This is a genomic window from Moorena sp. SIO4E2 (assembly GCF_010671945.1).
Lineage (GTDB): Bacteria > Cyanobacteriota > Cyanobacteriia > Cyanobacteriales > Coleofasciculaceae > Moorena > Moorena producens.
In genome coordinates, this window is the sequence record NZ_JAAHIE010001318.1 from 1 (window position 1) to 1,223 (window position 1,223).

2 protein-coding genes are annotated in these 1,223 nt (G+C 42.5%); one reads left to right on the forward strand and one right to left on the reverse strand.

Annotated features, from left to right (window positions below; translation table 11 throughout):
• Positions 1 to 884, forward strand: an 884-nt coding sequence (locus F6K37_RS43310; protein WP_287257330.1) for an alpha/beta fold hydrolase, incomplete at its 5' end; no start/stop codon positions are given.
• A gap of 151 nt (positions 885 to 1,035) precedes the next feature.
• Here the strand turns inward: F6K37_RS43310 and F6K37_RS43315 are convergent.
• The coding region (locus tag F6K37_RS43315) for a hypothetical protein (RefSeq protein ID WP_287257331.1) at positions 1,036 to 1,223 on the reverse strand (188 nt) is incomplete at its 5' end.

Consider the following 1,223-nt stretch of genomic DNA (forward strand, 5'->3'; position numbering starts at 1 on the left):
CCACTCAGATTAACTCTGGTATTGGCGGTACCAAAAATTTCTACAACTGGAATTGGCAAGACAAACAGTATCAAGTGGTCTACGAAACCATTGGCGCAGGAAACCCCGTACTGTTACTGCCTGCTTTTAGTACAGTTTCTAGTCGCACAGAAATGAAAGGTATTGCCAATCTACTCGCTACCAACTATCACGTTACCGTTCTAGATTGGTTGGGATTTGGCGAGTCTCAATGCCCTCCTGTGGATTACAATCCCGTATTATTTCAGCAGTTATTAGCAGATTTTGTTAACTCTGTTTTTAATAATAGCTCAATTATCGTAATTGCTGCCGGTCATGCTTCTGGATACGCTTTAAAATTTGCCCAAGATCATCCAGATAGTATTTCTAAACTAATTTTAGTGGCTCCCACTTGGAAAGGACCGTTAAGAGCAATGGGTTTACCTGATGGTGTGAGAAACGGAGTAAAAAACCTAGTGCGATCGCCCTGGTTAGGTCAGAGTCTATACTATCTCAACACTACCCCTTCTTTTCTGCGCTTGATGTATAAACGCCACGTCTATGTGGATGAAACCAAACTAACTCCCGAATTTATTGCCCAAAAACACAAAATCACTTCCAAAGATGGCGGCAGATATGCCCCTGCTGCCTTTGTTACTGGCGCAATCGATCCTGTAGCTAATCGGGAGGAATTTTTGCAGCTTTTAGATTCTGTGCCGATGCCCTTATTAATGATATTAGCGGAAAATGCGCCACCTAAGTCAAAAGCCGAAATGATAGCGATGGCGGAGTTAGGACAGGTGCAAACCGTTCGATTAGCTGGAACTTTAGGTATTTCTGAAGAGTATCATGAAGCGGTAACAGCAGTGATTGAGGATTTTATTTAGCGATCGCTTTTATAGCAGTTATAGCAATTCTCAGAGTCATGAGCGACATTGCTTATCCTTAAACGCTATAAATAGTTATATTTGAAGGAAATTATCCTGAGGGGGTGACATGAGTCCTGAAAAGTTTACTATACAGCGTTTTTCATAACTATCAGGTACACAGGATTTTTTCTCTCTTACCTGTTCCCTGTTCCCAGATCCGCTGTTCCCTAAGAGGATATCTGAAAAGTTTTTTGATACTGAATTTTGCCCCCCTAGCCCCCCAATTCTGGGGGGAACAAGAATCAATTTGCTGGTAGAAGTCCCCCAAAATTGGGGGACCAACGGGGGCTTGGATGT